General features: G+C 75.5%; 1 protein-coding gene. It reads left to right on the plus strand.

Annotation, left to right across the window (positions count from 1 at the left end; translation table 11 throughout):
- Window positions 1-552: NAD-dependent epimerase/dehydratase family protein (locus tag AC1DWF_RS37645; protein ID WP_476843511.1), on the plus strand; the 552-nt coding region annotated here is incomplete at both ends.

A 552-nucleotide genomic window follows, 5' to 3' on the forward strand; every position in this document is an offset into this window, starting at 1 on the left:
GCCCTGGCCGAAGCCGTGCGCGCGCATGCAAGGGACGCGCTGTTCGTCCATGCCTCGTCCGCCGAGGTCTATGGCCTCTCCTTCCGCGCCGGCACCGCGCTGGCCGAGGATGCGCTGCCGCAGCCCACCAACCCCTACGCCGCCTCCAAGGCCGCGGCCGACCTGGCGATCGGCGAGATGGCGCTGCGCGGCCTGCGCGCCGTCCGCATGCGGCCCTTCAACCACACCGGCGCCGGGCAGGCGGAGGCCTTCGTCGTCGCCGCCTTCGCCCGCCAGGTGGCGCTGATCGCGGCGGGCCGGCAGGAGCCGGTGCTGCGCGTGGGCGCGCTGGACCGCTGGCGCGATTTCCTGGATGTCGCCGATGTCTGCGCGGGCTATGTCGCCGCGCTGCGGGCGGCGGACCGGCTGGAGCCCGGCACGGTGCTCAACCTCGCATCGGGCCAGCCCCGGCGGGTCGGCGACATCCTGGGGGATCTGCTGCGGCTGGCCGGAATTGCCCCCGGGATCGAGGCGGAGGAGGCGCGCCTGCGGCCGACGGACGTGCTGTCCACC

The organism is Aminobacter sp. P4_D5 (assembly GCF_056401815.1).